We start from the raw sequence: 25,330 nt of genomic DNA on the forward strand, positions 1-25,330 counted from the left end.
CCGGTGAGGGGCGACGGGGTCGAAAGCGTTCCGGGGCCGAAAAGGGCCCCGGATGGGCTCAGCGGTCGCCCTTGAGGGCGGCGCCGAGGATGTCGCCCAGCGAGGCGCCCGAATCGGAGGAGCCGTACTGCTCGACCGCTTCCTTCTCTTCGGCGATCTCGCGCGCCTTGATCGACAGGCCCAGCTTGCGGGTCTTGCTGTCGACGTTGGTGACACGGACGTCGACCTTGTCGCCGACGCCGAAGCGCTCGGGGCGCTGCTCGGCACGGTCACGCGACAGGTCCGAGCGACGGATGAAGGACTTCATGCCCTCATAGGTCACTTCGATGCCGCCATCCTCGATCTTGGTCACCTCGACGGTGATGATCGAGCCGCGCTTCACACCACCGATGGCTTCGGCGAACGGGTCGCCGTCCATGGCCTTGATCGAGAGCGAGATGCGCTCCTTCTCGATGTCGACCTCGGTGACCTTGGCCTTCACGACGTCGCCCTTGCGGAAGTCGCCGATCACGTCCTCGCCACGACCTTCCCAGGTCAGGTCCGACAGGTGAACCATGCCGTCGATGTCGCCCGGGAGGCCGACGAACAGGCCGAACTCGGTGATGTTCTTCACCTCGCCCTCGACCTCGGTGCCCTCGGGGTGGGTCTCGGCGAAGACTTCCCACGGGTTGCGCTGGGTCTGCTTCAGGCCGAGCGAGACGCGACGCTTGGCGCTGTCGATCTCGAGCACCATCACTTCCACTTCCTGCGAAGTGGAGACGATCTTGCCGGGGTGCACGTTCTTCTTGGTCCAGCTCATCTCGGAGACGTGGACCAGACCCTCGACGCCCGGCTCCAGCTCCACGAAGGCGCCGTAGTCGGTGATGTTGGTCACGCGGCCGGTGTGGACGCTCTCGATCGGGAACTTGGCTTCCACCGAATCCCACGGATCGTCCTGCAGCTGCTTCATGCCGAGGCTGATACGGTGGGTTTCCTTGTTGATCTTGATGACCTGGACCTTGACGGTCTCGCCGATCGACAGGATCTCCGAGGGGTGGTTCACGCGGCGCCACGCCATGTCGGTGACGTGCAGCAGGCCGTCGACGCCGCCGAGATCAACGAACGCACCGTATTCGGTGATGTTCTTGACCACGCCGTCGACCGTCTGGCCTTCGTGCAGGTTGGCGATGACCTCGGCGCGCTGCTCGGCACGGCTCTCTTCGAGGATCGCGCGACGCGACACCACGATGTTGCCACGGCGGCGGTCCATCTTGAGGATCTGGAACGGCTGCTTGAGACCCATGAGCGGGCCGGCGTCGCGCACGGGGCGCACATCGACCTGCGAGCCGGGCAGGAAGGCCACGGCGCCGCCGAGATCGACGGTGAAGCCACCCTTGACGCGGCCGAAGATGGCGCCTTCGACGCGCTCTTCGTCGGCATAGGCCTTCTCGAGACGGTCCCACGCCTCTTCGCGGCGGGCCATCTCACGCGAGATGACGGCTTCGCCACGGGCGTTCTCAACCTGGCGGAGGAAGACTTCGACCTCGTCGCCGGGCTTGAGGTCGGCCTGCTCGCCGGGGTTGGCGAATTCCTTGAGATCGATGCGGCCTTCCATCTTGTAGCCGACATCGATGATGGCCTGACCCGCCTCGATGGCGAGCACGCGGCCCTTGACGACGCTGCCTTCGGACGGCGTGTCGATTTCGAAGCTTTCGTTCAGGAGGGCTTCGAATTCCTCCATGGATGCTTTAGCGCACATGCGGTCAGTTTTTCCTTTGTAAGTCGCTATACGGGCCAGGCGGTTGTCTCCGCCGGTCTTTGGATTTCGGCTTGCCGACAGGGCGTCCAACGCGACCGGGGCCGGAAATTCCGACCCTGCCTCATCCTGCTCGCGCGCGAGACGCGCGCCGCCCTCTCGACGCCCGTGTCCATAGAGCAAAGCCGGTCCCGGATCAAGCAGCACGGCCACACTCGCCACGCCACTGGGCCTCGCCCATTGCGCGATCCCTACGCCAGCGCACTAATGGCGGCCCGGACAGGAGAGCTTGATGGACCTGGACATTCTACTCGCGGTCAACCGCATCGCAGGGCGCGACGCGCTGCTCGACACGTTGATCCTTCAGGTTGCTTCGAGTCCGCTGTTCAAGGGCATTCCAGTGATGATGCTGGTCTGGGGGCTATGGATGCAGCCGCATGCCGCGCAGGCGAGACGCCGCGCCGCCCTTGCCGGCACACTGGTGATGGCGGTGCTGGCGCTGGCGACGGGCCGGGTGCTGTCGATGACGCTGCCCTACCGGGCGCGGCCGATCCACGATGCCGATCTGCCGCTGCGGCTGGCGGACTCTGTCGGGGTGGACACGCTGAACGACTGGTCCGCCATGCCCAGCGACCACGCGGTGCTGTTCTTCGCGCTGGCCACCGGCATCGCGCTGGCCGACCGTCGCTGGGGTCTCGTGGCGCTGGCCCATGCGGTGCTGGTGATCGCGCTGCCGCGGGTCGCGCTCGGCTTCCACTGGCCGAGCGACATCCTGGTCGGCGGCGCGCTCGGCGTCGCGATGGCGCTGATCGCGGTGCCGCTGCTGCGGCGGGTTCTGCTGGACACCGGCCTGCTGGCCTGGCTCGAGTCGCGACCGGGGTTCAGCTACCCGCTGATGTTTCTCGTCGCGCACCAGCTCGGCACGATGTTCGCTTCGAGCCGCACCCTGCTGGGCGTGCTGCGCGACGTGCTCGCCGGCTAGCGGCCGAGCCGCTCCGCGACCTGCGCCACGGCGGCGGCGACCGCCTGCTCGACATCGAGCTCCGACGTATCGAGCAGATGCGCGTCGTCGGCCGGCCGCAGCGGCGCTTCGGCGCGGCCGGAATCGCGCAGGTCGCGGGCGCGGACATCCTCCAGCACGGCGCCGAAATCGGTCTCGACCCCGGCCGCGACCAGCTCTGCCAGCCGCCGCGCCGCGCGGGCCTCGGCGCTCGCGGTGACGAAGAGCTTCACCTCGGCTTCGGGGCAGATCACCGTGCCGATGTCGCGCCCGTCGAGCACCGCGCCACCTTCGCGCCGGGCGAAGCTGCGCTGGAATTCGAGAAGGGCCGCGCGCACCTCGCCGATCACCGCCACCTCGCTCGCTGCGCGCGCCACCTCGGGGCTGCGCAGCCCGGGCGCGGCCAGCGCCTCCGGGGTCAGGCCGCGTGCCGCCTCGACCGGATCGGCACCGGCCAGAACCTGCGCGCCGACGGCGCGGTAGAGCAGCCCGGTGTCGAGATGGGCGAAGCCGAAATGGGTGGCGACAGCGCGCCCCACAGTGCCCTTGCCCGCGGCGGCCGGGCCGTCGATGGCGACCGTGAAGATCATGCCCGCGCCACCGCGGCGCCGAGCCCCGTCATCAGCGGTTCGAACACCGGGAAGGAGGTGGCTATCGGACCGCCGTCATCCACGCGCATCGGCGCGTTCGTCGCCAAGCCCATCACCAAGAAGGACATGGCGATGCGGTGGTCGAGACGGCTTTCCACCGTGGCACCGCCCGGCACCTGGCCGTGGCCGCGACCATGCACGATCCACCAATCCTCGCCCTCCTCGACCTCCACACCGGCGGCGCGCAGACCCTGCGCCATGGCGTCGATCCGGTCGCTTTCCTTCACGCGCAGCTCCTTCACGCCGCGCATCACGGTCGGCCCTTCGGCGAAGGCTGCGACCACCGAGAGCACCGGGTATTCGTCGATCATCGAGGCGGCACGGGCGGGCGGCACCTCAATACCCTTCATGTTCGGCGAGAAACGCGCGCGCAGGTCGGCCACCGGCTCGCCCCCCTCCTCGCGCGGGTTCTCGTAGGTCAGGTCGGCGCCCATCTCGCGCAGCGTTTCGAACAGCCCGGCGCGGGTCGGGTTGAGGCCGATATTCGGCACCAGCACGTCCGAGCCCTCGGCGATCAGCGCAGCGCAGACCGGAAAGGCGGCAGAGCTGGGATCGCGCGGCACCACGATGTGCTGCGGCTTCAGCTCGGGCTGGCCGGTGAGCGTGATCACCCGGCCCTCATCGGTTTCCTCGACAACCAGATCCGCGCCGAAGCCCGTCAGCATCCGCTCGGTATGGTCGCGGGTGGCTTCCTTCTCGATCACCACGGTCTTGCCGGGGGCGTTGAGACCCGCCAGCAGCACCGCCGACTTCACCTGCGCCGAGGGCACTGGCACGGTGTAGCGCACCGGCATCGGATCGCGCGCGCCGGTGATCGTCATCGGCAGCCGCCCGCCCTCGCGCCCTTCGGCCTTGGCACCGAACAGCGCCAGCGGATCGGTGACGCGGCCCATGGGCCGCGAGCACAGCGAGGCGTCGCCGGTAAAGGTCACGGTGATCGGCGTGGTGGCCATCGCCCCCATGATCAGCCGCACCCCGGTGCCAGAATTGCCGCAGTCGATCACGCCCTCAGGCTCGGCAAAGCCGCCGACGCCGACGCCATGCACCGACCAGCGGCCACCCCCGTGATCGGTGACCTCGGCTCCGAAGGCACGCATCGCCTTGGCGGTGTCGAGCACGTCCTGCCCTTCGAGCAGCCCCTCGATCACCGTCTCGCCGACCGAGAGCGCGCCAAGGATCAGGCTGCGATGGCTAATCGACTTGTCGCCCGGCACATGCGCCTCGCCCGACAGGGCGGGGCCGCGCTGGGACATCATCGGGATCGGATCGCCATGGCCGGACATTGGGGCACCTCGTGGTTTGCTCGGGCTCGTTCCTAGACCGACGCGGCGGCAGCGTCCACGCCCGGCGCCGCTTCAGGGTCGCCGGAAGGTGAGGTAATGCGGCCGCCGACCCTCGCGCAGCGCCTTCTGCTCGTAGCGGGTCGAGGGCCAGTCGGCCCAAGCGGCGTCGTCGGGGTGATCGACACGCACGAATCCCGCCTGCGGCACCTCTTCGAGGGTCTGGCGGACGTAATCGGGAATGTCGGTCGCGACCCGGAATTCGGCTCCGGGCTTCAGCACCCGGAACAGCGGCTCCAGATGTTCCTGCGTGACGAAGCGGCGGCGGTGATGGCGCGCCTTGGGCCAGGGGTCAGGGTAGTTGAGAAAGGCCTTTTCGACGCTCGCATCGGGCAGCACGTCGAACAAGTCGCGTACGTCGCCCGGATGCACGGCGATGTTGTCCACCTCGGCATCGCGGATCTTGCCCAGCAGCATTGCCACGCCGTTGATGAAGGGTTCGGCCCCGATGATCGCGATGTCGGGGTAGCTCTTGGCCATGTGCACCAGATGCTCGCCGCCGCCGAAGCCCACCTCGAGCCAGAGCGGCTTGCCGCCGAAACGCGAGTCGAGATCGAGCTTCTCGCGATCGGGGTTCACGTCCCAATCGACCGGCCCCGGCGACAAGGCGTCGAGATCGTGCTCGAGATGCTCTTTCTGCGTTGGGCGCAGCGTCTTGCCGTGGATGCGGCCATAGAAATTGCGCCAGGGGGCGCCGGAGGGGTGCGAACCTTTTTTCATGGCTGGCGGGTTAGCGCGGGCGGCGCCGCCACGCAACATGCCGAACACCTCTGAGGCCGGGACGTCATGCCCGATCCGGAACGCGAAAGGGGCAGAGCGCCGGCCCTGCCCCTTTGTCATTTCAAGAACCGCGACGGGCCAACCGCCGGGCGCGGGAGCTAGAGCCCGCGCTTGAGCGCCTCGGCCAGATCGGTCCGCTCCCAAGAGAAGCCGCCATCCGCCTCGGGCGCGCGGCCGAAATGGCCATAGGCCGCCGTGCGGGCATAGATCGGGCGGTTGAGCCCGAGATGGGTCCGGATGCCGCGCGGCGTCAGGTCCATCGCCTGCGCCACCGCCCGCTCGATCTCGGCGTTCGAGACCTCGCCGGTGCCATGGGTGTCGGCATAGATCGACAGTGGCCGGGCTACGCCGATGGCATAGGACAGCTGGATCGTGCAGCGCTCGGCCAGACCGGCGGCGACGACGTTCTTGGCGAGGTAGCGCGCGGCATAGGCGGCTGAGCGGTCGACCTTGGTCGGATCCTTCCCCGAGAAGGCACCGCCGCCATGCGGCGCCGCGCCGCCATAGGTGTCGACGATGATCTTGCGGCCCGTCAGACCCGCATCGCCATCCGGCCCACCGATGACGAACTTGCCCGTGGGGTTCACCCACCATTCGGTCTTGTCGGTGATCCAGCCCTGCGGCAGCACGTCGCGGATGTAAGGCTCGACGATGGCGCGGATGTCGGCGCTGGTTTGACCCTCGTCGGAATGCTGGGTCGACAGCACGATCGAGGTTGCCTCGACCGGCATGCCGTTCTCGTAGCGCAGCGAGAGCTGGCTCTTGGCATCGGGGCGCAGCGTCGGCTCGGCGCCGGATTTGCGGACATCGGCGAGCCGCTTGAGGATCCGGTGCGCATAATGGATCGGCGCCGGCATCAGCTCGGGCGTTTCGCTGCAGGCATAGCCGAACATGATGCCCTGATCGCCAGCGCCTTCTTCCTTGCCCTCGGCGGCGTCCACCCCTTGGGCGATATGGGCCGATTGCGGATGCAGAAGGTTGGTCACCTCGACGTCGCGGTGGTGGAAGGCGTCCTGCTCGTAGCCGATGTCGCGGATGCAATCGCGCACGATCCCCTCGACCCCGCCCAGCACCTGCTCGAGCTTAGCCTGATCCTTGAGACCGATCTCGCCGCCGACCACGACGCGGTTGGTGGTGGCGAAGGTTTCGCAAGCCACCCGCGCCTCCGGCTCCTCGGCGAGCAGCGCGTCGAGCACGGCATCGGAGATCCGGTCGCAGACCTTGTCGGGATGGCCTTCGGACACCGATTCGGAGGTGAAAATGTAGTTCTGGCGGGACATGAAGAGGTGCTCCATTGAAATTCGCCCGACACGCCAGGAAGCCGTTGTGCCGGGAATCCGCCCCCGCTACGCCCCGGCCCGCCCCCGGTCAAGCCGATTTCGGCGCATGGCTGCCAGTCCCAGAAGCGCCAGCACGGCCAGCATAGGCGCGTCGCCCAGCCGCGCATAGGCGGGCGCGGCCCCGCGCGGCGGCAGCGGTGCGTCGATCGCCCCGGTCTCGCCCAGACCCAGCCGGGCGGTCACCCGGCCCCGCGCGTCGATCATCGCCGAGACACCGGTATTGGCAACGCGCGCCATCGGCATTCGCTGCTCGATCGCCCTGAGCCGTGCCAGCGCGAGGTGCTGGTAGGGGCCGGAGACGGTGCCGAACCAAGCGTCGTTGGTCATCAGGACCATCAGTCTCGGCCGCAGCGCCTCGGTAGCCGTGGCCGCGTTGACCTCGCGCGCAAAGATCCCCTCGTAGCAGATCAAGGGCAGCGCCAGCCCGATCCCCGGCACCGCGACCGGGTGCAGGCCGGGCCCCGGCGTGTAGCCGCCGCCCTCGCTGGCCGCCAATCCGTGGATGCCGAAGCGCGCGGCCCATTCGCCGAAGGGGACGTATTCGCCGAACGGCACGAGATGCGCCTTATCGTAGAGCGCCGCGATCTCCCCCGCCCCGTCCATGACGATGGCCGAGTTGTAGTAGCGCGCCGCCTCGCGACGCTGGATGCCGAGCATGACCGGCGCGCCGCGCGCAGCTGCCGCGCCCTCGGCCAGCGCATCGCCCGACTGGTCGAGAAGCCAGGGCAACGCCGTCTCGGGCCAAATCACGAGATCGGGAACGTCGCCCTGCCCGGTCAGCGACATCAACCGCTGATGAAAGACTGGCAGCCAGTCCGGGTCCCATTTCAATGCCTGCACCGCGTTGGGCTGCACCAGCCGCACCACCGGCGCGCCTGGCCTCGGCGCCGGGGCCGGACCGGGGTCGAGCACGATCCAAGCCGCGAGGCAGGCCAGCGCCGGGATCGGCAGCGCGGCGCGCGCGCCGATCGCCAGCGCCGCCGCAGGCAAGCCCAGCGCGATCAATGACAGCAGCGGAGCGCCTCCCAGCGCGGCGAGCTGCGCCACCGGCGTATCGATGAACACATGCCCCGGCATCGCCCATGGAAAGCCGGTGAACACCACGCCGCGCGCCATTTCGAGCGCAACCCACAAGGCCACGAGCAGCGCGTCGCCGCGCCGATGCGCTGCGGCAAAGGCCACGCCCCAGAACACCGCCAACCCGCCGCAGAGCAGCACCACGGCAAAGGGCGCCATCCAGCCGTCGCGTGCGGCATCGACGAAGAAGGGCTCAACCACCCAGGAGAGCGCCAGGCCGAACCAGCCCGCGCCGAAGCCCCAGCCAGTGAGAAAGGCGCCGCGCCGGGTCGCCGCATGGCGGCGCAGCACGAGCACCAGCGCCAGGGCTGGCAGCGTCAGCCACCAAAGCCCCCATGGCGCCAGCCCCAGCGCCGCGAGCACACCGGCGAAACCGGCCAGCCCGGCGCGCGGCAAGGGGCGCGTCGCATGGTGCCGGACGGCCCGTCGGGCCGGCCGCAACGCGTCGTGCATCAACTCAGCCTTCCGCGCTTTCCGGCAAACGAATGCGCAGCCGCTTGATCCGGCGCGGATCGGCGTCGATCACCTCGAACTCGATCCCGGCCGGGTGCTCGATCACCTCGCCGCGGGCGGGCACGTGGCCGGCCAGCATAGAGACCAGACCGCCAAGGCTGTCGATCTCCTCCTCGTCGATCTCCTCGTGATCGGTGAGATCCATGCCGATCGCCCGCTCGAAAGTCTCGAGCGGCGTGCGCGCGAGCGCGAGCCAGACGCCGGGCTTCTCGCGCAGGAAGCTCTGCGCCTCGTCGACGTCGTGCTCGTCCTCGATCTCGCCCACCACGGTCTCGATCAGGTCCTCGATGGTCACGAGCCCGTCGGTGCCGCCGTATTCGTCGATCACCAACGCCATGTGGATCCGCTCGGTCTGCATCTTCTGAAGCAGCACGCCGAGCGGCATCGAGGGCGGCACGAAGAGCAGCCGGCGCAGCATGTCGCGCAGGCTGAAATCCGGCCGCTCCGGCACGAAGCAGAACTTGAGCGCGAAATCCTTGAGGTTGACCAGCCCGATCGGCGTGTCGAGCGTGCCGTCGAAGACCGGGATCCGGGTCAGGCCGCTCTCGCGGAAAACCTCGACCAACTCCTCGAGAGGAATGGTGACCGGCACTGCGGTGATGTCCGCCTTGGGCACCATCACGTCCTCGACCCGCATCCGACGCAGGTTGAGCATGCCCGGAACCGGCAGCACCTGAGCGAAGCCGCGCGGCGCCTCCACCGGTGGCAGCTCGGCCTCGGCAGGGTTCAGCACCCCGATGATGCGGCTGAAGAAACCGCGTCCGCCGCCATTCTCGGCGGTGACGCTACTTGGCCCCTCGGGACCATCTCCGTCGCCGTCGCGGGCATGTCCCGCATCGGCCGTATCAAACGCGTCGCCCATCGTCTCCTTCCGGTGCTGCAATGGCATGAGCGGCATATGGGTCTGCGATCCCCATTTTGCCAAGTGTTTCCGTCTCCAGACCTTCCATCAGCGCCGCATCCGCGTCGGTTTCGTGATCGAAGCCCAGCAAATGCAGGGTGCCGTGCACGAGAAGATGGCTGGCGTGATCGGCGAGACTCCGCCCGGCGGCCTCGGCCTCGGCGCGGCAGGTCTCGTAGGCGATGGCGATGTCACCCAGCTCGGTCGGACCCATGGGGTCGCGCCGGGGCGGAGACGGCCTGCTTCCAGGCGCAGCCGCCCCCCGCTCGTCGGAGGGCCAGCTCAACACGTTGGTAGGCTTGGGTTTGCCACGGAAGTCGGCGTTGAGATCGGCGATCCGCGCGTCTGAACAGCCCAGCAGGCTAATCTCGAAGCCGGAGGGGTCGAGACCGGCGCCGCGCAGCGCGGCGGCGCAGGCGGTCTCCGCCAGCGCTTCCAGCCCCACCGCCTCCCAGCGGTGATCCTCCAGCAGGCAGTCGACCAGCGGCGGCCGCGGGCGCTCAGGCCGCGCCATCGGCTTCGTAGGCGTCGATGATCGCCGCGACCAGCGGGTGACGCACCACGTCCTTGGAGGTGAAGTAGTTGAAGCTGATCTTGGGGATGTTCTTGAGCAGACGCTCGGCGTCATGCAGCCCCGAGGTGACGCCGCGCGGCAGGTCGACCTGGCTGCGGTCGCCGGTGACGACCATGCGCGAGCCCTCGCCCAGACGGGTAAGGAACATCTTCATCTGCATCGTCGTGGCGTTCTGCGCCTCGTCGAGCACGACGAAGGCGCGGCTCAGGGTTCGGCCGCGCATGAAGGCCAGCGGCGCGATCTCGATCACCTTCTCCTCCATCATCTTGGAGGCCTGCTTGCCGGGCAGGAAGTCGTTCAGCGCATCGTAGAGCGGCTGCATGTAGGGATCGACCTTCTCCTTCATGTCGCCGGGCAGGTAGCCGAGCTTCTCGCCGGCCTCGACCGCCGGGCGGCTCAGGATGATCTTGTCGACATGCCCCTGCAGGAACATCGACACGCCCACCGCCACGGCGAGATAGGTCTTGCCGGTACCGGCCGGGCCGATGCCGAAGCACAGCTCGTTGTCGAACAGCGCGCGCACATAGGCCTTCTGGGCCTCGGTCCGAGGCTCGACGAGCTTGCGACGGGTCTTGATCTCGATACGCTCGGCTGCCGGGTCGGCCTTGAACAGGTCGATCTGGTCGGCATCGACGGGTTCGGGCGCCGCCATCCGCAATTCACGGTCCACGTCACCGGGCTCGACCGGCCGGCCGGCTTCGAGCCGGGCATAAAGCGCGTTGAGCACTCGAGCCGCCTCCGTGCCCGAGTCGTCCTCGCCGATCACGGAGAGCCGATTGCCGCGCCGCAGGATCTGCACCCCCAGCCGCTCCTCGATCGCCGCGATGTGCCGGTCATGCTCACCGCACAGATCTATCAGAAGGAAATTGTTCGGAAACTCGAGAACGGTCTCGGTCGGGGTGGCGATGGACAAGCAGAACTCCTCATGCCGGGTGGCGCCGATGGACCCCCCGATGGTCGCAATTCGCGGCGGGCCGCGCAAGCGGATCAGGCGAGCTATGGCAATCAACGCGCGGCGCGATGCGCGGTTTCCCCGATGCCATGCGAAAAAGGCCGCGCCTTGCGGCGCGGCCCCTTGGATTTCGCCCGTTATGCGGGCTCAGAGCGGATCGGGGATCGGGGAGCCGGATTTGAACGGCCCGACCACGACGTTGGGCTGCGCCACGCCCGAGCAGACCGGAAGCCCGTCCGGCGTCAGGCGCTCGGACATGTAGCCCTCGACACCGTCATCGATGATCCAGTGATCGCAGCCATCCGGGTCGACCCAGATACCCGCCACCATGGTCGACAGGTCATGCGAGTTGATGCCCCGGTCGACGGTCTTGTCCGGACCGATCGGGGCGCAGGCAGCGGTGGCGCCGAGCAGGCCGAGGATCGCGAAGCTCTTGGAAATCGTCATGTTCGTGCTCCTCAACGCAGGCAATAGACTTCGACGCGGCGGTTGGCCTGCATCCCGGCGGCGGTGGCGTTCGACGCCTTGGGCTTGCGCTCGCCAAAGCCGCGCACATCGACCACGCGGGCACCCACCTCCTGCGCCACCTGCGCCACCGCGCGGGCGCGGTTGTCGGACAGGGTGATGTTGTACTCGTCGCTCGCGCGGCTGTCGGTATGACCGTAGATCAGGAAGCCGAAGGCGTTGGCCCGGGTGAAGAACTGGCGCAGCCGGGCGCGGCCGGCGGCCGAAATGTGCCATTTGTCGGTGGCGAATAGCGTGTCGGTCGGCACCACGCCGCAGATCTCCGAGCGATGGCAGACCGGCGAGCCGTCGCGCAGGCGGCGCGGCCCCATGAACCCCTCGGCGCCGTCATCCATTGCCCAGTGCTCGCACCCGTCGGGATCGATCCAGATGTTGGGCGTGTAGCGTTCGGCGGGGATGATCCGCGGATCCTGCGCCAGCGCCGGCGCGCTCAGCGACCCGAATGCCAGCGCGGCCACCACGATCCCCCCGGCCGCGGCGCGCAACTTTTCCGTCATGAATGAGGCCACTTGTTCCGATCCTTCCCGAACTTCTGACGCGATGATCTCCACCTTGGCAGCCGGGCGGAGATCGGCTGGATCCAAGTGTTAATGCGGATCAGGGCTTTGGGAAGGCCTCGGCATGAAATTGCCGATACTAGATGCAACAGTGGAGGCTGATTAAAGGGAATTGTCCTTCAAGCTGCGACGCGAAGGCTCGAAACGCCCGATCCGGGCGTCTGCCACGCCTCGATTCTGCCGCAATCCTGCTGTGGCGAAACCGATTCCCTGCGGGCTCAGTCGATCAGCGTTCCAGCCAGCGAGTTCGGCCCCGATGCGGTGATCCGCACACGCGCGATCTCGCCGCGCAGGCTTTCGGGCGCCTCTACATGCACCGCGAAGAGATGCTCGGACTTGCCGACCATCTGGCCGGGCAGCCGTCCCGTCTTCTCGAACAGCACGGTGGTTTCCTGGCCGACCATCGCCTCCTGCGCCGCGCGCTGCTGCTCGCCCAGAAGGCCCTGCAGCCGCTGCAGCCGCGTGTCCATCACCTCCGGCGCCACCTGCGTCTTGCGCTCGGCGGCAGGCGTGCCGGGGCGCGGCGAATACTTGAATGAGAAGGCCGAGCCGTAGCGGACCTCCCGCACCAGATCCATCGTCGCGTCGAAATCGGCATCGGTCTCGCCGGGAAAGCCCACGATGAAATCTGAGGTCAGCAGGATGTCGGGGCGCGCCGCACGGATCCGCTCGATCAGGCGCAGATACTGCTCCGCGGTGTGCTTGCGGTTCATCGCCTTGAGGATGCGGTCCGAGCCCGACTGCACCGGCAGGTGCAGATAGGGCATCAGCTTCGCCTCGTTCCCATGCGCCGCGATCAGCGCCTCGTCCATGTCGTTGGGATGGGAGGTGGTGTAGCGGATCCGCTCAAGCCCATCGATCTGCGCGAGTTGACCGACCAGCGCCGCGAGTCCGCCTTCCGCGCCGTCGAGATCGCCGTGCCATGCGTTGACGTTCTGGCCCAGCAGGGTGATCTCGCGCACCCCCGCCTCGACCAGCCCGCGCGCTTCGGCGACGATCCGCGCCGCCGGACGGCTGACCTCGGCGCCGCGGGTATAGGGCACCACGCAGAAGGCGCAGAACTTGTCGCAGCCCTCCTGCACGGTCAGGAAGGCCGTCGGGCCGCGCTTGGCCTTGGGACGGGTCTTCAGCGTCTCGAACTTGTCGTCCTCGGGAAACTCGGTGTCGACGGCGCGACCGCCCTGCCCGACCCGGGCTTCCATCTCGGGCAGCCGATGGTAGCTCTGCGGCCCCACAACGAGGTCGACCAGCGGCATGCGGTTGAGGATCTCCTCGCCCTCGGCCTGCGCCACGCAGCCCGCGACACCGATCTTCAGCCCGGGCTTCGCCTCCTTGAGCGGCCGCAGCCGGCCGAGATCGGAATAGACCTTCTCGGCGGCCTTCTCGCGGATGTGGCAGGTGTTGAGCAGCACCATGTCGGCCTCGTCGGCCACCTCGGTGGTGACGTAGCCGGACGCGCCCAGCGCCTCGGCCATGCGCTCGCTGTCATAGACGTTCATCTGACAGCCATAGGTCTTGATGAAGAGCTTCTTGGGCGCCTGGTCCATCGCGGCCATCCTCTGCGAGATCAGGGGCGCGGTGTAGGCCAAAGCCCGGCATCTTGCAATGTCGGCCCGGCCCGGCCATCCCTGTCGGAACGGCAAGAGGGGCGGCGATGGAGCATCATGGCATCGAGGCGCTGGGCGCGGCGCTGGCAGGATCCGGCGACGGGCCGCTGGCGCTGGCGCTGGCCGAAGACGACGTCGAACTCGACGGAACGCTTCGCCATCACTTCGACCTCGGCTTCGCCTGCGTTCTAGCGGTGGTGCCGGACGACCTGCCCCGCCCCGCCCTCGCGGACCCCCGGATCAGGCTGCTGCGCGCCGAGACCCGTGCCGGGTCCTCGGTCGCGAATATCGTCAATGCGGCAATCGCGGCAGCGGCGCCGGGGCGCTGGATGTTCTACGGCTTCAACGCCGAATACCTGTTCTTCCCGTTCTGCGAGGACCGGGGCGTGGCCGAGCTTTGCGCCTTTGCGATGGAGGAGCGGCGCGACGCGCTGGGGGGCGTGACGGTCGATCTCTTCGCCGCCGATCTCGACGCGCATCCGGACGGCGTCTCGACCGAGGCGGCGCATCTCGACCGGATCGGCTATTTCGCCCATGGCCGCCGCGACGCCCATGGGCACGAGCTCGACCGGCAATGGGACATCTTCGGCGGGTTGCGGTTGCGCTTCGAAGAGCACGTCCCCGAGGACCGCCGACAGATCCAGCGCCCCGGCCTGTTTCGCGCGGCGCCGGGGCTGCGGCTCGGTCCGGACCGGCTGTTTGACCAAGCGGAATACAACAGCTTGCAGTGCCCCTGGCACCGCTCGCCCACCGTCGCCGTCGCCTCGTTCCGCGCGGCCAAGGCGCTGCGCCGCAACCCCGCCTCGCGCGAGGCGATCGGCGGCTTCGACTGGCCGGGCGCCTCGCGGTTCGATTGGCGTTCGCGCCAGCTTCTCGATCTCGGGCTGATCGAGCCCGGTCAGTGGTTCTGATCCCGCAGCCCGATCAGGCCCGGCCGTAGGCCTCGGCGATGGCGATCTGCATCGCCGCCGCCGGATCGCGATGCGCCCAGGACACCAGCTGGAAAGCCGGGTAGAACCGCTCGCAGGCCGCGAAGGCCGTCTGGATCATCCGGTCGACCTGCTCGGCGCCGGCGATCTGCCCGCCAGCCAGCACCAGCCCGTAGCGATAGACCATCATCTCCTGCTCGCCCCACCAGCCGAAGCCACCCATCCAGCAGCGGTCGTTGATGCGGTTGATGAGGTCGAGGATCTGCGGCAGGCGCGGCTCGGGCGGCTGCATCTCGAACATGCACGCCAAACGCAGCGTCTCGTCGGCAGGCTGCCAGGCCAGCGTCACCGCGTAGTCCCGCCACTGACCCGACAGCGTCATCGCGATCTGGTCCTCGGCCACGCGCTCCACCGACCAGGCGTTCAGGTCGGCGACCTGTTCGACCAGGTCAATCGGGTGAATCTCGTCGTCGAGAAACGACTCTGACAGCGCCATGACGGCCTCTTTTCTTTGCGGCGACGGGCAACGGAACGCCCGTCCTGGGTTCGGTCGGAGGGTGCTTTCACCCGCCCGGCTTCGGGTGTATATGGTGAGTCTGGACCGAGTCGCTGTAAAGCCGTTTCTTGGGGATAATCCTCCCGATTCGACCGATTCGAGAATCACCCCCGACATTTCTTGTGGATAACCGAATCGGTGCCTGCCCGCGGCTGCCGTCGCGCGCCCGTTGCGCCGTTCCCCGGCTTGCGGCAGCTTGCGCGGCAAAACGGGAGACCTGCATGAACACCGACCTTCTCAAGCGCCTGTGCGAAACCCCCGGCGTGCCGGGGCACGAACACCGCGTGCGCGACCTGATCACCGCCGAGATCGAGGGCCTGTTCGACCATGTCGAGACCGACCCGATGGGCAGCCTGCTATGCCGTCGCGACGCGCGGCGCGAGGACGCGCCGCGGATCATGCTGCTGTGCCACATGGACGAGATCGGCTTTCTGGTCAGCCATATCGACGAGAAGGGCTTCGTCTGGCTGCACCCTGTGGGTGGCTTCGACCCGCGCAACCTGTTCTCGCGCCGGGTGCTGGTCTGCACCGATGACGGCGACATCAAGGGCGTGATGAACCCGGGCGGCAAGCCGGTGCACATCTCCACCCCCGAAGAGCGCAAGAAGATCCCGACCCCGACCGAGTTCTTCGTCGACACCGGCCTCGGGACGAAAGCGGCCGACAGGATCAAGGTCGGCGACATGGTGGTGATGGACGAGCCGTTCCTCGAGATGGGCGAAAAGTTCGTCTCCAAGGCGCTCGACAACCGCGTCGCCTGCTGGCTCGGCATCGAGGCGATCCGTCAGCTCGGCGACAAGGGCCGCGGCGCCGAGATCCACGTCGCCTTCACCTGCCAGGAGGAGGTCGGGCTGCGCGGCGCCAAGACCGCCGCCTACAAGGTGCGACCCGACATCGGCATCGGCGTCGACACGACGCTGGCCTGCGACACGCCCGGCGTGCCCGACAAGGACCGCACCACCCGGCAGGGTGACGGCTTCGGCCTGCATGTGCGCGACGGCAGCTTCATCTCGGATCGCAGCCTTGTCGCCGACTTCGAGAAGCTCGCGCGCGAGAAAGAGATCCCGTTCCAGCGCACCATGCTGGCTGCCGGCGGCCAGGACGGCGCGGCGGCGCAGCAGGCGGCGGCGGGCGCACGCGCCATCGGCGTGGTGGTGGGCACCCGCTACATCCACACCGTCACCGAGATGGTCGACCGCACCGACCTCGAGGCGGCGCGCGACATTCTGAGCGCCTATCTCGAAGGCTTCGAGGCCTGATCCAGCGGCGGGCGGTCGCCATGGCCGCCCGTCACCGTTCGAACCGGTGACATCCTGACCCTTCACGAGGCCTTGGCCCGGCGCGTGGCCGAAGCCCGCTACCCCGGCGCGGCAGCCCTGTTCTGGACCAGCTCGCTGGCGCGCGGCACTGGCACGCGAAGTTCCGACATCGACCTCGTCGTCGTCTTCGACCGGCTCGACCATGCATGGCGAGAGAGCTTTCTCGAAGAGGGGCGGCTCTTCGAGGTCTTCGTGCATGATCTCGACTCGCTCGACCTGTTCTTCGAGAAGGATGCCGCGCGCGGCCTCCCAGTGCTCATGGACATGGTGACCCGCAGCGTCGTCTTGCGCGCCGGCCCGGTGGCGGACGCGGCGCGAAGTCTGGCCGAGCGCCGCCTTGCCGAAGGTCCGCGCTCCTGGAGCGCCGCGGAGCTCGAGCGCTCTCGCTTCATCGCGGGCGACCTACTCGAAGACCTGCGCGGCGCGACCGATCCCGACGAGATCCGCATCACCGGTGCGCTGCTCTATCCGCACGCGCTGGATCACCTGCGCCGGTCGCGCGGGCTTTGGAGCGGGCGCGGCAAGCACGCCTTGCGCCTGTTGCGCAAGGAGGAGAGCGAAATCGGCCCAGCGCTGATCGCCGCTTTCGAGGCATTGTTCGCGCGAGCCGAGCCGGGGGCGGTTGTCGAGACGGTCGACCGCATCTACGCGCCCTGCGGCGGCGCCTTGGTGGAATGGCGTAATGACGCGCCGCCGCACCGCGCCTCCTGACATGCAAGAGGGCGGCCCCGACGGGCCGCCCCTTTCACATCTCGATGACCGGCCGGGCCATCAGTTCGACGTCTTGGTCTCCAGCGCGGCGATCCGGGCCTTGAGCGCCTCGTTCTCCTCGCGCGCCTTCTGCGCCATCGCGCGCACCGCGTCGAACTCCTCGCGGGTCACGAGGTCGCGGTCGGCCAGCCAGCGGTCGAGCATCGACTTCATGGCGTTGTTGGCCTCGTCCTTCGCGCCCTGCGCCACGCCCATCGCGTTGGTCATCAGCTGCGACAGATCGTCGAAGATCTTGTTTCTCGATTGCATGGCGGGTCTCCGCTGTTTCGGGCTGGCTTCTATATGGGCGGCGCGGAGCCCGGCGACAAGGCGACGACCTGCGCGCCGACGTGGGCCGCTCACGACATGGGGAGGCCCCGCCTTCCGGCGCGGTTGCCCGGATTGACAAGCCCCGGCACCCCGCCGCAGGTATCGCGCCATGAATGGCATCCCCTTCCCCGAGATCTCGCCCGAGATCTTCACGATCTCGCTTGGCGAGTTCGAATTCGCGCTGCGCTGGTATGCGCTGGCCTATATCGTCGGCATCCTCGCGGGCTGGCGGCTTTCGGTCGCGGCGCTCAAGCGCCCCGGCCTGTGGCCCGGCGACCGCCCGGCCATGACCCCGCCCGAGCTCGAGAACCTGCTGAGCTGGATCATCCTCGGGATCATCGGCGGCGGGCGGCTGGGCTACGTGCTGATCTACCAGCCGGGCTACTACCTGACCCACCCCTGGGAGATCCCCTTCCTGTGGCAGGGCGGCATGTCCTTCCATGGCGGCTTCATCGGCGTGATCCTCGCGATCCTGATCTTCGCGCGCCGCCACCGCCTGCCGCTCGGCGGCGTCGCCGACACCATCGCGCTGGCCACCCCGCCCGCGATCCTGCTGGGCCGCCTTGCCAACTTCGTCAACGCCGAGCTCTGGGGCCGGCCCACCGACCTTCCCTGGGGCGTGATCTTCCCGGGCGCGGCGGCGCAGGACTGCCCCGGCATCGAAGGCCTGTGCGCGCGCCATCCATCGCAGCTCTACGAGGCCGGCATCGAGGGGCTGTTCCTGCTGGTGCTGTTCATTCTCATGGCGTTTCGCTGGGGCGCGCTGAAGCGGCCCTGGATGCTGTCGGGCACCTTCTTCCTGGTCTACGGCATCGGGCGCTTTCTGGTGGAATTCGTGCGCCAGCCCGACGCGCAGTTCGTCTCGCCCGGCAACCCGCTCGGTCTGGCGCTGCATGTCGATGGCTGGGGCCTGACGATGGGCCAGATCCTGTCCTTGCCGATGATCCTCGCCGGGATCGCGGTGATCGCCCATGCCCGGCGCCGCGCGCCCGCCACGGCATGACGGCGCTACGCGAGATCCTGCTGCGGCGCATCGCCGCCACCGGGCCGATCGGCATCGCCGATTACATGACCGAATGCCTGCTGCACCCGGTGCATGGCTATTACACGACCCGCGACCCGCTGGGCACAAGCGGCGATTTCACCACCGCGCCCGAGATCAGCCAGATGTTCGGCGAGCTGATCGGCCTCGCCCTGGCGCAAGCCTGGCTCGAACAGGGCGCACCCGCGCCGTTCGCGCTGGTCGAGCCGGGGCCGGGGCGCGGCACGCTGATGGCCGACATGCTGCGCGCCACAGCCCGGGTCCCGGGCTTTCACGCCGCGCTCCGCCTGCATCTGGTCGAGGCCTCGCCCACGCTGCGCGCGGCGCAGGCCGAGCGGCTGCCCGACGCGACATGGCACGACCGGCTCGACCAGATCCCCGACGACCTGCCGCTCTTCCTCGTCGCCAACGAGTTCTTCGACGCGCTGCCGATCCGCCAGTTCATTCGCGACGGGTCCGGCTGGCGCGAGCGGGTGATCGGGCGCGACGGCGACCGGCTGGTCTTCGGCCTGACCGCGCCGGCACCGCTGACGCAGCTCGAACACCGCCTGGCCAACACGCTCGATGGCGACATGGTCGAGATCTCCCCGGCCCTGCCCGCGCTGGTCGGCGAAATCGGCGCCCGCATCGCCGAGAATGGCGGCGCGGCGCTGATCGTCGATTACGGCGGCCGCGGCACGACCGGCGACAGCTTCCAGGCGGTGCAGGACCACCACAAGGTCGATCCGCTCGATGCACCTGGTGCCGCCGACCTGACCGCGCATGTCGATTTCGACTCGCTGGCCCGCGCCGCCGCCCCGGCCGCCTGCGCCGGGCCGGTGCCGCAAGGCGTCTTTCTCGAACGTCTCGGAATCACGGCGCGTGCCCAGGCGTTGGCCGCGCGGCTCGAAGGTGCGGCGCTCGACCGCCATGTTGCCGCGCATCGCCGCTTGACCCACCCCGAAGAAATGGGCGACCTGTTCAAGGTAGCCGCACTTCATCCGTGCGATGCCCCGCCGCCACCCGGATTTGAGACGTGAACGCCGCAACGCCGCTCGACATCATCACCGCCGACAGCCTCGCGCCGCTGCGCCATGGCTTCTTCGGCCGTGCCGGCGGCGCCTCGTCCGGCGTCTTTGCCGGTCTCAACTGTGGTCCGGGCAGCTCCGACCAGCACGAGGCGGTCCGCATCAACCGCGCCCGCGTGGCGCGGGAGATGGGGGTGGCGCCCGAGGCGCTGATCGGCCTCTACCAGATCCACTCCGCCGACGTGGTGAAGGTCACCGCGCCGGGGGGCGAGCCGGCCCGCGCCGACGCACTGGTCACCAACCGCCCCGGCCTCGCGCTCACTATTCTCACCGCCGATTGCCAGCCTGTGCTCTTCGCCGATGCCGAGGCGCAGGTGATCGGGGCTGCCCATGCGGGCTGGAAGGGGGCGCTGGCGGGCGTGCTCGACGCCACGATCGACGCGATGGTGGATCTCGGCGCGCGGCGCGACCGGATCCGCGCGGTGATCGGCCCGACCATCAGCCAGCGCTGCTACGAGGTCGGCCCGGAAATGCTCGACGCCTTTCTCGCCGAGGACCCGGAGGCCGCGCGGCATTTCGCTCAAGGCCAGGGCGACCGGCTGCTCTTCGACCTGCCGGGCTTCGGCCTGCGCCGACTGCGCGCCGCCGGCATCGCCTCGGCCGAATGGACCCGGCACTGCACCTATTCCGATCCGGCGCGGTTCTTCAGCTATCGCCGCGCCACCCATGCGCGCGAGGCCGATTACGGACGGCTGATCGCTGCGATCCGGCTCTGAGGCCCGAAACAATCCGTTTCGCCCGACATCTTTGACAATCGTGCTCCGCCGACCCATTGTCGCCGGGAACCCAACAGCTTCGGGTGTTGTCGGTGGGGGCCGACAGCCGATGTGACGACCGAAAGGTGATCGCATGGCACTACCCCTGCCCGTTTCTCGCGTCCCGGCCCGCGCCGGGGCGTCGCTCCCCGCGTCCCGTCACGACACCTCGCTACCCGCACAGCCGACGCTGATGCGGCGGATCGAGATCATGACGCTCTGTCGCGATCACCCCGGCGACATCGTCGAGTGCAGCCGCACCGTCCCCGCCGCCCCGATCTTCGAGGAAGCGGTCGCGGCCTTTGCGCATGGTGCCCAGATCCCGACCGAACGCGGCCTCGTCGCGGTCGAGGACCTGCTGCCCGGCGACAAGGTCAAGACGGTGGGACGCGGCTTTCGCACCCTGCTTTGGCGTGGCGGCACGACGCTGGTCGCGGACGTGCCCGGCCAGTCGCCCGAGATGGGCCGCCTCACCCGGGTCGCAGCCGACGCTCTGGGGATCGCGCGGCCGATGCACGACCTCGTGCTCGGGCCGATGGCCAATCTTGTTCGCCACGGCGCCGCGATCGAGCGGCTGACCGGACACCGGGCCGCAGCCCTGCCGGCGCGCGACCTGATCGACGGGATGGGGGTGGTGGAGCTACGCCCGCCCTCGGCGGTGCAGGTGTTCCATCTGGGCTTCGAGCGGCACGAACGCATCCTCGCCAACGGCGTCGAGGTCGAAAGCTACCACCCCGGCCCTGCCCGGCTGGCGCGCCTCTCGCCCGAGGACCGTGCGCTGTTCCTGTCCTGCTTTCCGCATCTCGAGCGGATCGAGGATTTCGGCCCGCCCGCCCTGCCGAGGCTGCGGCTGGCCGAACTCGATCAGGTCGCCTGAGGCCCCGCGCCTCAGGCCTTGCGCGACAACCGCTCCTCGAGCACGTCGAAGGGCACGCCGGGCTCGGCCTTGGCGTTGCGGATCACCAGCGAGGTCTTGACGCTGGCGACGTTCGGCGCCGCGGTCAGCTCACCGGTGAGAAAGGACTGGAAGCTGCGCAGGTCGGGCGCCACGCATTTGAGGATGAAGTCCACCTCGCCGTTGAGCATGTGACACTCGCGCACGAGCGGCCAGCCGTTGCACCGCGCCTCGAAGGCCGACAGCTCCGCCTCGGACTGGCTCACCAGCCGGACCATGGCGAAAACCGACACGTCGAAGCCCAGTTCACGGGCGTCGACATCGGCATGGTAGCCGCGGATGTAGCCCTGCTCCTCGAGCGTGCGCACCCGGCGCAGGCAGGGCGGCGCCGAAATGCCGACGCGGCGGGCCAGCTCCACATTCGTCATCCGGCCATCGGCCTGCAGCTCGGCCAGGATCATCCTGTCGATCTCGTCGAGTTTCGCCCCGGGCATCATCTTCTCCATGAATCTTGCGCATCACCTAGGACAGACCGCGTGCGGACGCAAGAATATTGCACGCGTGCGCAACATCGTGACCCTGAGGATGACGCGGCGGCCGCAGGTCGAACCGCTTCCCGCGCGGCGGGGTTTGCAGCGCCGGGGACAGTGGCTATATGCAGCCGACTTCAGGCTTGCAAGGGGACGTCCCATGACCACGCGGCGCGACACTCGGGTTCTCATCATCGGTTCCGGCCCGGCGGGCTACACCGCCGCGGTCTATGCCAGCCGGGCGATGCTGCAGCCGATCCTGGTGCAGGGCCTAGAGCCGGGCGGCCAGCTCACCACCACCACCGATGTCGAGAACTGGCCCGGTGACACCACCGTGCAGGGCCCTGACCTGATGGTGCGGATGGAGGCCCATGCCCGCGAAATGGGCGCCGAGATCATCACCGACATCATCACCGATCTCGATCTGTCGAAGCGGCCCTTCGTGGCTCGTGGCGACAGCGGCACCGAATATGTGGCCGAAGCGGTGATCCTCGCCACCGGCGCCCGCGCCAAGTGGCTCGGTCTGCCCTCCGAAGAGGCCTTCAAGGGTTTCGGCGTCTCCGCCTGCGCGACCTGCGACGGCTTCTTCTATCGCGGTCAGGAGATCGTGGTGGTCGGTGGCGGCAACACCGCCGTAGAAGAGGCGCTGTTCCTCACCAACTTCGCCTCCAAGGTCACGCTGATCCACCGTCGCGACGAGTTGCGCGCGGAGATGGTGCTGCAAAAGCGCCTGTTCGAGCACCCGAAGGTCGAGACGCTGTGGCATCACCAGCTCGATGAGGTGGTGGGCGAGGACAATCCGAAGGGCGTGACGGCGGTCCGGGCCAAGGACGTGCGGACCGGCGAGATCACCGAGATTCCTGCCAAGGGCGTCTTCATCGCGATCGGCCACGCTCCTGCCTCCGAACTGGTCAAGGATCAGCTCGAGACGCATCACGGCGGCTATGTGAAGGTCGAGCCGGGTACGACCCGCACCTCGATCCCCGGCGTCTTCGCCGCCGGCGACTTGACCGACCATGTCTATCGTCAGGCCGTGACCTCGGCCGGCATGGGCTGCATGGCCGCGCTGGATGCCGAACGTTTCCTGGCCGAGCACGGTCAGGCCGCGGAAGTGGCGGGCCATGAAAAGGACGAGACGCTGCCGCTGGGCTACGGCGCGCCCGAAGCCGCGACCGTGAAATGATGGATGGGGCGGAGATTCTCCGCCCCTTTTCGGGTCGGATATGGCGGATCTGCGCCGCCGGAGCCGACCCGCTGGCCTTGGTTGCCAACCCCGAGGGCCGGTTTCACCATGACGGCCAACCCGCGATCTACGCTTCGCTGAGCCCCGAAGGGGCGGCAGTGGCACTGGCCACCTATCTGCGCCCGGACGACCCGCCCCGCCGGCTCTGGACGCTGGAACTGGCCGCGCCCCGCATCGCCGATCTGCGTGAAGACGAAAACTGCGTTGCCTTTGGCGTATGTCCCGACGACCTGACGGTGCGATGGGCAGAGGACCGGGCCGCGGGTCGTCCCGCCCGCAGCTGGCGCGCCTCCGACCGGTTGCGCGCACTCGGTGCGACGGGTTTCCTCTATCGCTCGCGCAAGGCGCCCGAGCACGCGCATCTGGTGCTGTTCTCCGCATCCGGGATGCACCAGGCAGGCCCCTCGCGGCGCTGGCCCGAACCGCTGCCCGATCGCTAGGCGGCGTGTTCGCCTTTCGCCTGCCTCTTTGCCTCTCCGTTCCGCAGCGCCCGCCTCTCGTGGAAAACGGTCCGTTTTGTACGCCCCGCCCCTTGCGACACGGCAAAGACGCGGTCTAGGAGCGGCAAGAGCCCCCCATTTTCGGCCCCTGGAGAACTGCTTTGATGGCCTCGAACCTCGCCCCGATTCCCGAACTCTACGTTTCCTACGAGTCTGCCCAGAAGCTGAAGGTCGAGGCCGGGACCCTCGTCTCGCACGACCTGACGCCGCGCCAGATCTGCGACCTCGAGCTGCTAATGAACGGCGGCTTCAACCCGCTCAAGGGTTTCCTCTCCGAGGCGGATTACGACAGCGTCGTCGAGACCATGCGCACCCAGGACGGTGCGCTGTGGCCGATGCCGATCACGCTCGACGTCTCCGAGAAGTTCGCCGAGACGGTCGAGCTGGGCCAGGACATCGCCCTGCGCGACCAAGAAGGCGTGATCCTCGCCACCATGACCGTCACCGACAAATGGGTGCCCAACAAGTCGCGCGAGGCCGAGAAGGTCTTCGGCGCCGATGACAGCGCGCACCCGGCGGTGAATTACCTGCACAACCACGCGGGCAACGTCTATCTCGGCGGCCCGGTGACCGGCATCCAGCAGCCGGTGCATTACGACTTCAAGGCACGGCGCGACACGCCCAACGAGCTGCGCGCCTATTTCCGCAAGATGGGCTGGCAGCGCATCGTCGCCTTCCAGACCCGCAACCCGCTGCACCGCGCGCACCAGGAACTGACCTTCCGCGCCGCCCGCGAGGCGCAGGCCAACCTGCTGATCCACCCGGTGGTGGGCATGACCAAGCCGGGCGATGTCGACCACTTCACCCGCGTGCGCTGCTACGAGGCGGTGCTCGACAAGTACCCGTCCTCCACCACGCATCTGTCGCTGCTCAACCTCGCGATGCGCATGGGCGGCCCGCGCGAGGCGCTGTGGCACGCGCTGATCCGCAAGAACCACGGCCTGACACATTTCATCGTCGGCCGCGACCACGCCGGCCCGGGCAAGAACAGCCAGGGCGAGGATTTCTACGGCCCCTATGACGCCCAGGAGCTGGTGCGCCAGCACCAGGAGGAAATCGGCATCGAGATGGTCGACTTCAAGCACATGGTCTACGTGCAGGAGAAGGCCCAGTACTACCCGATCGACGAGGTGCCCGAAGGCTCGACCGTGCTCAACATCTCGGGCACCGAGTTGCGCCGCCGCCTGGCCGAGGGTCTTGAGATCCCCGAGTGGTTCTCCTTCCCCGAGGTGGTCCGCGAGCTGCGCCGTACCTCGCCCGAGCGCTCCAAGCAGGGCTTCACGGTGTTCTTCACCGGCTTCTCCGGCTCCGGCAAGTCGACCATCGCTAACGCGCTGATGGTCAAGCTGATGGAGATGGGCGGTCGCCCGGTGACGCTGCTCGACGGCGACATCGTGCGCAAGAATCTCAGCTCCGAGCTGGGCTTCTCAAAGGAGCACCGCGACCTCAACATCCGCCGCATCGGCTACGTGGCGAGCGAGATCACCAAGAATGGCGGCATCGCGATCTGCGCGCCGATCGCGCCCTATGCCGCGACGCGCCGCGCCGTGCGCGAGGATGTCGAGAATTTCGGCGCCTTCATCGAGGTGCATGTCGCGACCTCGATCGAGGAATGCGAGCGGCGCGACCGCAAGGGGCTCTACAAGCTCGCCCGCGAAGGCAAGATCAAGGAGTTCACCGGCATCTCGGATCCCTATGACGTCCCCGAGAGCCCGGAGCTCCGCGTCGAGACCGAGGGCACCGATGTCGACAACTGCGCGCATCAGGTGATCCTGAAGCTCGAACAGATGGGCCTGATCGCGGGGTGATCGCCGCACCAGACACGCGAAAGGCGCGCCCCTCGGGGCGCGCCTTTTTCGTTTC

The 25,330-nt window shown here is 68.4% G+C and carries 26 protein-coding genes and 1 riboswitch; of the genes, 11 read left to right on the plus strand and 15 right to left on the minus strand.

Annotated features, from left to right (window positions below; all coding sequences use genetic code 11):
• Window positions 1-58: 58 nt before the first annotated feature.
• Entirely contained in the window at window positions 59-1,738 is a 1,680-nt protein-coding gene (rpsA, locus tag FHS00_RS09210) for a 30S ribosomal protein S1 (protein ID WP_281372297.1), read from the minus strand.
• Window positions 1,739-2,027: 289 nt separating this feature from the next.
• On the opposite strand from rpsA, the gene FHS00_RS09215 reads away from it, so the two are divergent.
• Window positions 2,028-2,717: a phosphatase PAP2 family protein gene (locus FHS00_RS09215; RefSeq protein ID WP_183472095.1), complete on the plus strand. Its 690-nt coding sequence runs from the start codon at window positions 2,028-2,030 to the stop codon at window positions 2,715-2,717.
• Here FHS00_RS09215 and FHS00_RS09220 read toward each other — a convergent pair.
• The 11 genes from FHS00_RS09220 to miaB all read right to left on the minus strand — a co-directional run bounded on the left by FHS00_RS09220 (window position 2,714) and on the right by miaB (window position 13,491).
• On the minus strand, window positions 2,714-3,325 hold the full coding sequence (locus FHS00_RS09220; protein WP_183472097.1) for a (d)CMP kinase: 612 nt from the start codon (window positions 3,323-3,325) through the stop codon (window positions 2,714-2,716). The two genes, FHS00_RS09215 and FHS00_RS09220, sit on opposite strands and share 4 nt — an antisense overlap.
• Entirely contained in the window at window positions 3,322-4,668 is a 1,347-nt protein-coding gene (aroA, locus tag FHS00_RS09225; protein WP_183472098.1) for a 3-phosphoshikimate 1-carboxyvinyltransferase, read from the minus strand. The genes FHS00_RS09220 and aroA overlap by 4 nt, the downstream gene beginning before the upstream one ends.
• A gap of 72 nt (window positions 4,669-4,740) precedes the next feature.
• Window positions 4,741-5,445 (minus strand): tRNA (guanine(46)-N(7))-methyltransferase TrmB, encoded by a 705-nt coding sequence (gene trmB / locus FHS00_RS09230; protein WP_183472101.1) that lies wholly within the window; start codon window positions 5,443-5,445, stop codon window positions 4,741-4,743.
• Between the two features lie 158 nt (window positions 5,446-5,603).
• Window positions 5,604-6,785: a methionine adenosyltransferase gene (metK, locus tag FHS00_RS09235; RefSeq protein ID WP_183472103.1), complete on the minus strand. Its 1,182-nt coding sequence runs from the start codon at window positions 6,783-6,785 to the stop codon at window positions 5,604-5,606.
• Window positions 6,786-6,792: 7 nt separating this feature from the next.
• A riboswitch (SAM-SAH riboswitch) is annotated at window positions 6,793-6,841 on the minus strand.
• A 10-nt stretch (window positions 6,842-6,851) separates the two neighbouring features.
• Window positions 6,852-8,375 (minus strand): apolipoprotein N-acyltransferase, encoded by a 1,524-nt coding sequence (gene lnt, locus FHS00_RS09240; RefSeq protein WP_183472105.1) that lies wholly within the window; start codon window positions 8,373-8,375, stop codon window positions 6,852-6,854.
• Window positions 8,376-8,379: 4 nt separating this feature from the next.
• On the minus strand, window positions 8,380-9,297 hold the full coding sequence (locus FHS00_RS09245) for a CBS domain-containing protein (RefSeq protein ID WP_183472107.1): 918 nt from the start codon (window positions 9,295-9,297) through the stop codon (window positions 8,380-8,382).
• Complete coding sequence (ybeY, locus tag FHS00_RS09250) at window positions 9,281-9,850, minus strand: rRNA maturation RNase YbeY (protein WP_183472109.1); 570 nt, start codon at window positions 9,848-9,850, stop codon at window positions 9,281-9,283. Before ybeY ends, FHS00_RS09245 begins: the two co-directional genes overlap by 17 nt.
• On the minus strand, window positions 9,837-10,817 hold the full coding sequence (locus tag FHS00_RS09255) for a PhoH family protein (RefSeq protein ID WP_183472576.1): 981 nt from the start codon (window positions 10,815-10,817) through the stop codon (window positions 9,837-9,839). Before FHS00_RS09255 ends, ybeY begins: the two co-directional genes overlap by 14 nt.
• 192 nt (window positions 10,818-11,009) lie before the next feature.
• On the minus strand, window positions 11,010-11,309 hold the full coding sequence (locus tag FHS00_RS09260; protein ID WP_183472111.1) for a hypothetical protein: 300 nt from the start codon (window positions 11,307-11,309) through the stop codon (window positions 11,010-11,012).
• An 11-nt stretch (window positions 11,310-11,320) separates the two neighbouring features.
• Window positions 11,321-11,884, minus strand: coding sequence for an OmpA family protein (locus tag FHS00_RS09265; RefSeq protein ID WP_183472113.1), 564 nt, complete (start codon window positions 11,882-11,884; stop codon window positions 11,321-11,323).
• 278 nt (window positions 11,885-12,162) lie between these two features.
• Window positions 12,163-13,491 carry a tRNA (N6-isopentenyl adenosine(37)-C2)-methylthiotransferase MiaB gene (gene miaB, locus FHS00_RS09270; RefSeq protein ID WP_183472115.1) on the minus strand — a complete coding sequence of 443 codons (1,329 nt, stop codon included), beginning with the start codon at window positions 13,489-13,491 and terminating at the stop codon, window positions 12,163-12,165.
• A gap of 107 nt (window positions 13,492-13,598) precedes the next feature.
• On the opposite strand from miaB, the gene FHS00_RS09275 reads away from it, so the two are divergent.
• A complete protein-coding gene (locus tag FHS00_RS09275) occupies window positions 13,599-14,462 on the plus strand; it encodes a hypothetical protein (protein WP_183472117.1) in 864 nt (287 codons plus the stop codon).
• Between the two features lie 13 nt (window positions 14,463-14,475).
• On the opposite strand, the gene FHS00_RS09280 is transcribed toward FHS00_RS09275, so the two are convergent.
• Entirely contained in the window at window positions 14,476-14,976 is a 501-nt protein-coding gene (locus FHS00_RS09280; RefSeq protein ID WP_183472119.1) for a type III secretion system chaperone family protein, read from the minus strand.
• A 281-nt stretch (window positions 14,977-15,257) separates the two neighbouring features.
• Between FHS00_RS09280 and FHS00_RS09285 the strand changes: the two genes are divergently transcribed.
• Both FHS00_RS09285 and FHS00_RS09290 read left to right on the plus strand, forming a co-directional pair.
• Window positions 15,258-16,295, plus strand: coding sequence for a M42 family metallopeptidase (locus FHS00_RS09285; RefSeq protein WP_183472121.1), 1,038 nt, complete (start codon window positions 15,258-15,260; stop codon window positions 16,293-16,295).
• An 84-nt stretch (window positions 16,296-16,379) separates the two neighbouring features.
• Window positions 16,380-17,066 carry a nucleotidyltransferase domain-containing protein gene (locus tag FHS00_RS09290; protein ID WP_183472123.1) on the plus strand — a complete coding sequence of 229 codons (687 nt, stop codon included), beginning with the start codon at window positions 16,380-16,382 and terminating at the stop codon, window positions 17,064-17,066.
• 60 nt (window positions 17,067-17,126) lie between these two features.
• Here the strand turns inward: FHS00_RS09290 and FHS00_RS09295 are convergent, their stop codons facing one another.
• Window positions 17,127-17,375, minus strand: coding sequence for an accessory factor UbiK family protein (locus FHS00_RS09295; RefSeq protein WP_085897110.1), 249 nt, complete (start codon window positions 17,373-17,375; stop codon window positions 17,127-17,129).
• 169 nt (window positions 17,376-17,544) lie between these two features.
• Here FHS00_RS09295 and lgt point away from each other — a divergent pair, with 169 nt between their 5' ends.
• The 4 genes from lgt (at window position 17,545) to FHS00_RS09315 (ending at window position 21,176) form a co-directional block, all read left to right on the plus strand.
• Window positions 17,545-18,438 carry a prolipoprotein diacylglyceryl transferase gene (lgt, locus tag FHS00_RS09300; protein WP_183472126.1) on the plus strand — a complete coding sequence of 298 codons (894 nt, stop codon included), beginning with the start codon at window positions 17,545-17,547 and terminating at the stop codon, window positions 18,436-18,438.
• A complete protein-coding gene (locus FHS00_RS09305) occupies window positions 18,435-19,496 on the plus strand; it encodes a class I SAM-dependent methyltransferase (RefSeq protein ID WP_183472128.1) in 1,062 nt (353 codons plus the stop codon). Before lgt ends, FHS00_RS09305 begins: the two co-directional genes overlap by 4 nt.
• Window positions 19,493-20,260, plus strand: coding sequence for a peptidoglycan editing factor PgeF (gene pgeF / locus FHS00_RS09310; protein WP_183472151.1), 768 nt, complete (start codon window positions 19,493-19,495; stop codon window positions 20,258-20,260). Before FHS00_RS09305 ends, pgeF begins: the two co-directional genes overlap by 4 nt.
• Window positions 20,261-20,393: 133 nt before the next feature.
• Entirely contained in the window at window positions 20,394-21,176 is a 783-nt protein-coding gene (locus tag FHS00_RS09315; protein WP_246391218.1) for a Hint domain-containing protein, read from the plus strand.
• An 11-nt stretch (window positions 21,177-21,187) separates the two neighbouring features.
• Here FHS00_RS09315 and FHS00_RS09320 read toward each other — a convergent pair whose 3' ends face one another.
• Entirely contained in the window at window positions 21,188-21,688 is a 501-nt protein-coding gene (locus FHS00_RS09320) for an Lrp/AsnC family transcriptional regulator (RefSeq protein ID WP_183472153.1), read from the minus strand.
• Between the two features lie 196 nt (window positions 21,689-21,884).
• Here FHS00_RS09320 and trxB point away from each other — a divergent pair, with 196 nt between their 5' ends.
• The 3 genes from trxB to FHS00_RS09335 all read left to right on the plus strand — a co-directional run bounded on the left by trxB (window position 21,885) and on the right by FHS00_RS09335 (window position 25,275).
• Entirely contained in the window at window positions 21,885-22,907 is a 1,023-nt protein-coding gene (gene trxB, locus FHS00_RS09325) for a thioredoxin-disulfide reductase (RefSeq protein WP_183472155.1), read from the plus strand.
• The gene (locus FHS00_RS09330; RefSeq protein ID WP_183472157.1) at window positions 22,904-23,407 is read left to right on the plus strand and encodes an RES family NAD+ phosphorylase; all 504 of its coding nucleotides are present in this window, start codon (window positions 22,904-22,906) and stop codon (window positions 23,405-23,407) included. Before trxB ends, FHS00_RS09330 begins: the two co-directional genes overlap by 4 nt.
• A 164-nt stretch (window positions 23,408-23,571) precedes the next feature.
• Entirely contained in the window at window positions 23,572-25,275 is a 1,704-nt protein-coding gene (locus FHS00_RS09335; RefSeq protein WP_183472159.1) for a bifunctional sulfate adenylyltransferase/adenylylsulfate kinase, read from the plus strand.
• The last annotated feature ends 55 nt before the right edge of the window (window positions 25,276-25,330 follow it).

The organism is Limimaricola variabilis, assembly GCF_014195545.1.
GTDB lineage: Bacteria > Pseudomonadota > Alphaproteobacteria > Rhodobacterales > Rhodobacteraceae > Limimaricola > Limimaricola variabilis.